This is a genomic window from Maribacter sp. PR1, assembly GCF_028464145.1.
Lineage (GTDB): Bacteria > Bacteroidota > Bacteroidia > Flavobacteriales > Flavobacteriaceae > Maribacter.
Genome location: NZ_JAQPCG010000018.1, coordinates 1 through 4,826 on the forward strand (window position 1 = coordinate 1; position 4,826 = coordinate 4,826).

Genomic DNA, 4,826 nt, shown 5'->3' on the forward strand with positions numbered 1-4,826 from the left:
TGGTAGTCCTTTTTTCCTTGCATACCTCAAGTTACGATCGATCCCCGGATCGGCAATGATCAAAACCGATTTTTTCCTAACTTGTGCAACAGGCACAATGGCTATAAGTAATTGCTTGTTCTCGCCTACTTCTGAAAATCCTCGCGGATTTTCAGTTTGGTGTGTACTTGCAAAGTTAAGTGCTAAACCACGCAACTACTCATAGCCGAAGCCGTTAGCTGCAACCTAAAAAAACGAACAACTTATCAGATGAACAAACTATTCCACATATTCAGAGTTGACGAAGAAGAAGCAAAAAAGATTTCTGGACAACCTGACGAACCCCACAATCACGAGTTTGAAGAGTTATTAATTGGCATTGAAGGTGAATTGGAGCATTTCATTGATTTTAACACTACCAAAATCCAATCTCCTTTTGTGAGTTTCGTAACCAAAGGAAAAGTACACAGAGTAGTTCCAAAGCTACATAATGGCAAATGCGATATTTGGGCAATTCGTTTTAAAAGCGAATTTATTCCAGAAACCACATTTCAACTCTATTCGTTTTATCACACTCAAGCAAATTTAGAACTTGAAAAAGGACATTGTTTTCAGAGACTGGTTACCCTTTGTGAGATGATTTATGCCGAAACACAACAAGACACAACAGACCTTTCCATAATAAGGCAACTATTGGGTGTCCTGTTCACGATGATAGAAGCCGAACGAAAAAAGTTAGAACCACAAGACGAGCCTATTCAAAAAACGCAACATATATCCTTCGGAAACTTCCTGACGATTCTTGAAGAAAATTACCGAAGACCATTTGGTGTGGAATTCTATGCGGAAAAACTTTTTATGTCGTCAAGGAATTTGAACATCATCTGCCAAAATATTTTAGCACAGAGTGTTTCAGAAATAATCGAAACCCGAAAATTAATTGAAGCTAAAAACCTATTGATCTCTACAGAAAAAACCATATCTGAAATAGCTTATGAATTGGGCTACAATGAGAATTCTTATTTTTCTAACGTCTTTAAAAAAAAGGCAGGTCAATCGCCAGGTAAGTTCCGTGAAGAGATGAAAAATAGGTTAATTTCCTAAATCTACACTCCTCTTACCGAAAAGTGTAATTTGCTTCATCGTAAGTGCTACTATCTTTGTAAACAAATATTATTAACAATTAAATTTTATATGATTATGAAAAAAGTACTGATTTTATTAGCAATTACATTTTTGAATGTAAACGTATTCGCACAAGCAAACTGGAAGGTAGACCCTTACCATTCGTCCTTAAATTTCAATATTTCACATTCCGGAATTAGTATCGTGAATGGGAAATTTATGGAATATACCGGAAACCTTACTACAAATGGGGAAGCTTTAGAAGGGGCAAATGTTGATTTTACTGTTAAAGTAACAAGTATCAATACCAATGTAGAAGACAGGGACAACCACTTGAGAAGTGCTGATTTTTTTGAAGTTGAAAAATATCCAGAAATGACTTTTAAAAGCACGAAAATCTTAGCTACTGGAAAACCTGATCAGTATTTATTATATGGCGACCTAACCATAAAAGATGTAACCAAACCCGTGATTTTTGATGTGTACTATGGCGGAACTGCCAAAAGTGACCAGGGCGAAAAATTAGGATTGAAAGCCAAAACCACCATTAACAGATTTGACTACAATATTAATTATGATCCTACCGCAGCAGGTATTGGCAAAGATGTAAACATAGTGGTGCACTTACAGTTTGCCAAGCAGTAATACGTTTAAAAATTATCCAATAACATTAAAAATATAAGAAAATGGAAACAACAAAATGGGCAATAGACCCAACACACAGCGAAATTACATTTAAAGTAAAACACCTGATGATTTCTAACGTAAAAGGAGAATTTAAAACCTTTCAAGGAACCATAGATGGCGAAGATTTTACAAAAGCAACCATTTCGGCAAACATTGATGCAAGTTCTATATCAACGAACAATGATGATCGAGACACGCATCTAAAAAGCCCCGACTTCTTTGAAGTTGAAAAATATCCGGAAATTACATTTGTGAGCAAATCCATTAAAAAAGTAGATGATGATGAATACCAATTAGTAGGTGACCTTACAATTAAAGGTACTACAAAAGAAATCACACTAGATACCGAGTTTGGAGGTTATATGAAAGACCCTTACGGAAACGAGAAAGCAGGTTTTTCCATAAATGGTAAACTGAACCGAAAAGACTTTGGCCTTAATTGGAATGCCGCCCTGGAAGCCGGAGGTGTAATGGTTGGAAATGAGATAAAAATTAATGCAGAAGTTCAATTTGTAAAACAATAAGTCATGAAAATAGGAATAACAGGTGCTACAGGCCAACTGGGCCAATTAGTAGTACAAAAGCTAAAAGACAAGAATCCCGATGCCAAATTAGTGGCACTCGTGCGAAATCCCGATAAGGCAAAACCTTTAGGTATAGAGGCCAAAGCTTTCGATTATGAACAACCAGAAGCTTTACCAAAGGCTTTAGAGGACATAGATCGTTTGGTTTTTATATCGGGAAGCGAGATAGGTAAACGTGAAACCCAACATAAAAATGTAATCAATGCGGCAAAACAAGCTCAAGTTAAGCAAATTGCCTACACCAGCTTGCTGCACGCCGATACGTCGTCAATGATATTAGCTCCAGAACACCTTGCTACCGAAAAAATGCTGCAAGACTCGGGCATTCCGCACACGATTTTACGTAATGGATGGTACACCGAAAATTATACTGCGGGATTAAAGCAAGCAGTAGAGCAAGGTGCTATAATTGGTAGTGCGGGAGATGGAAAAATTTCATCAGCAACACGTGAAGACTATGCCGAAGCTATAGCCGAAACCATCATAAACGATGACCATACAGGCAAAACGTATGAATTGGCTGGTGATCAAACCTTCACCATGCAGGATTTGGCTGCCGAAGTGAGCAAACAAACGGGTAAAAACATCGAATTTGTGAACCTTCCAGAAGCAGAATATGCACAAAAGCTACAGGAAATTGGATTACCTGAAGGGATGGCCAAAGCGTTTGCGAGTTTAGATTATAGCGCTTCTAAAAACGATTTGCATGATGAAAGTGGCGAACTCGCCCGTTTAATTAACCGTCCCACTACTTCTTTATCACAGGCGGTTAAAACTGGATTGAATTAAATTTTAAAATTACGGCAATAGAAACATAGAATCTATTGCCGGTTTTATTCTTTATTCAACACAATTGGTTATTAGAATACGAATAGATTATTAATTGATCCTAGTCCACTATTGCAACGCTATAATAGGTCTGAAGAAGTGGTCAATACGGTTTGTTAAATAGCCAGTCCAATTTCTTCAGCTACCAATGGCGAAATATTGCAGATGAAAGGAGGTATTATTGATATTGTAATATAAATATAGAAGATGAAGGTTATTCCAGGACATACATGTCGTGTAATTAAGAAAACTCAACTAACAAAAAATATGCTGCGCATAGATTTTGAAATTTCGCAATCTAATTCGGCTATTGTATTCAAACCAGGTTGCTATGTAAAGTTACACCTCCCTGTGGCCAACCGAAAAAAGCCTAAAGTGCGCACTTATACTTTAAAAAATTACGATGAGGTCAATAAAATTCTCACTATAGATTTTGCATTGCACCAACCCGCCGGCATAGCAACAAACTGGGCAATGTGTGCTTGGGCTATTGAACTGAACGCTTTATTCTTGTTTGGCGCTGTGGGGCTAATTTTTACGGGAGCAGGAAAATATTCAATTGATTATCGGTTGGGTAAAAAAACGGCCTAATCTAATTTTTGCAGCAAATGAATAGAAAGCAATTTTTAAAATCAATAGCTTTATTGCCCTTAATACCTTACAGTATGACATTAAAAGATTTAAACAAAATGACCTCAACAATGAGTAACACAGGTAAAATGCCTGTGCTTTTCTTAGGTCACGGCAGCCCTATGAATGCCATTGAAGAAAACGAATTTGTTTCGGCATTCAGAAAATTAGGTCAAGAAATTATAAGACCAAATGCGATTCTTTGTATTTCAGCACATTGGGAAACTAAAGGAACATTTGTAACAGCAATGCAAAATCCACCAACCATTCACGATTTTGGTGGTTTTCCACAAGCATTGTTTGACGTTCAATACCCAGCAAAAGGAAGCCCAGAATTGGCGGAAGAAACCAAAAGTATTATTACCAAAACAGAAGTTGGATTAGACGATAAATGGGGGCTTGACCATGGAGCTTGGAGCGTAATCAAACATTTATATCCAAATGCCGATATTCCGGTCATACAAATGAGCATTGATTATTCGAAACCGGCAAGGTATCATTACGAATTGGCTCAAGAGCTAAATAGCCTTCGCCATAAAGGCGTTTTAATTATTGGAAGCGGTAATATGGTGCACAACCTGCGTAGGGTGTCCTGGAACAAGCTAAACGAAGAATTTGCTTTCGATTGGGCTACCGAAGCCAACGAAAAAATGAAAAGCCATATTTTAAGTGGAGACCATCAAAAACTTATCGACTTTAAATCGCAAGGAAAAGCATTTGATTTAGCCATCCCAACACCTGAGCATTATTTGCCTTTACTTTATACCTTGGCATTGAAAGAAGAAAATGAAAAGGTAACATTGTTTAACGACAAATCTGTTGGAGGTTCATTGTCAATGACTTCTTTAAAAATAGAACCTAATTGATGAGCATAGAAAAGGCAGCAGCTAACAACGGTAACCGTTGCACAAGCCATTAATATTCAAAAAAGCATGTCCTTTTAAGCCGCTCTAAGCGGCTTTTTCTTTTATCAATCAAAAGTCAATGACAAAT

At 37.2% G+C, this 4,826-nt stretch carries 7 protein-coding genes; 6 read left to right on the top strand and 1 reads right to left on the bottom strand.

From position 1 onward, the window contains the following. Positions 1-195: hypothetical protein (locus PP182_RS20940; protein WP_272653201.1), on the bottom strand; the 195-nt coding region annotated here is incomplete at its 3' end. Between the two features lie 54 nt (positions 196-249). Here PP182_RS20940 and PP182_RS20945 point away from each other — a divergent pair. The 6 genes from PP182_RS20945 to ygiD all read left to right on the top strand — a co-directional run bounded on the left by PP182_RS20945 (position 250) and on the right by ygiD (position 4,699). Beyond that, positions 250-1,083 (top strand): helix-turn-helix transcriptional regulator, encoded by an 834-nt coding sequence (locus PP182_RS20945; protein ID WP_034893272.1) that lies wholly within the window; start codon positions 250-252, stop codon positions 1,081-1,083. Positions 1,084-1,179: 96 nt separating this feature from the next. After that, a complete protein-coding gene (locus PP182_RS20950; RefSeq protein WP_034887811.1) occupies positions 1,180-1,749 on the top strand; it encodes a YceI family protein in 570 nt (189 codons plus the stop codon). A gap of 41 nt (positions 1,750-1,790) precedes the next feature. Then, a complete protein-coding gene (locus tag PP182_RS20955) occupies positions 1,791-2,315 on the top strand; it encodes a YceI family protein (RefSeq protein ID WP_034893277.1) in 525 nt (174 codons plus the stop codon). 3 nt (positions 2,316-2,318) lie between these two features. Beyond that, positions 2,319-3,164 (top strand): SDR family oxidoreductase, encoded by an 846-nt coding sequence (locus PP182_RS20960; protein WP_034887670.1) that lies wholly within the window; start codon positions 2,319-2,321, stop codon positions 3,162-3,164. 246 nt (positions 3,165-3,410) lie between these two features. Next, positions 3,411-3,794, top strand: a complete 384-nt coding sequence (locus PP182_RS20965; RefSeq protein ID WP_034887672.1) for a siderophore-interacting protein — start codon at positions 3,411-3,413, stop codon at positions 3,792-3,794. 74 nt (positions 3,795-3,868) lie between these two features. After that, positions 3,869-4,699, top strand: coding sequence for a 4,5-DOPA dioxygenase extradiol (gene ygiD / locus PP182_RS20970; RefSeq protein WP_272653202.1), 831 nt, complete (start codon positions 3,869-3,871; stop codon positions 4,697-4,699). Positions 4,700-4,826 lie beyond the last annotated feature (127 nt).

Coding starts and splice junctions, on each gene's coding strand:
- PP182_RS20945 (WP_034893272.1), top strand. CDS start 250: ATGAACAAACTATTCCACATATTCAGAGTTGACGAAGAAGAAGCAAAA.
- PP182_RS20950 (WP_034887811.1), top strand. CDS start 1,180: ATGAAAAAAGTACTGATTTTATTAGCAATTACATTTTTGAATGTAAAC.
- PP182_RS20955 (WP_034893277.1), top strand. CDS start 1,791: ATGGAAACAACAAAATGGGCAATAGACCCAACACACAGCGAAATTACA.
- PP182_RS20960 (WP_034887670.1), top strand. CDS start 2,319: ATGAAAATAGGAATAACAGGTGCTACAGGCCAACTGGGCCAATTAGTA.
- PP182_RS20965 (WP_034887672.1), top strand. CDS start 3,411: ATGAAGGTTATTCCAGGACATACATGTCGTGTAATTAAGAAAACTCAA.
- ygiD (WP_272653202.1), top strand. CDS start 3,869: ATGACATTAAAAGATTTAAACAAAATGACCTCAACAATGAGTAACACA.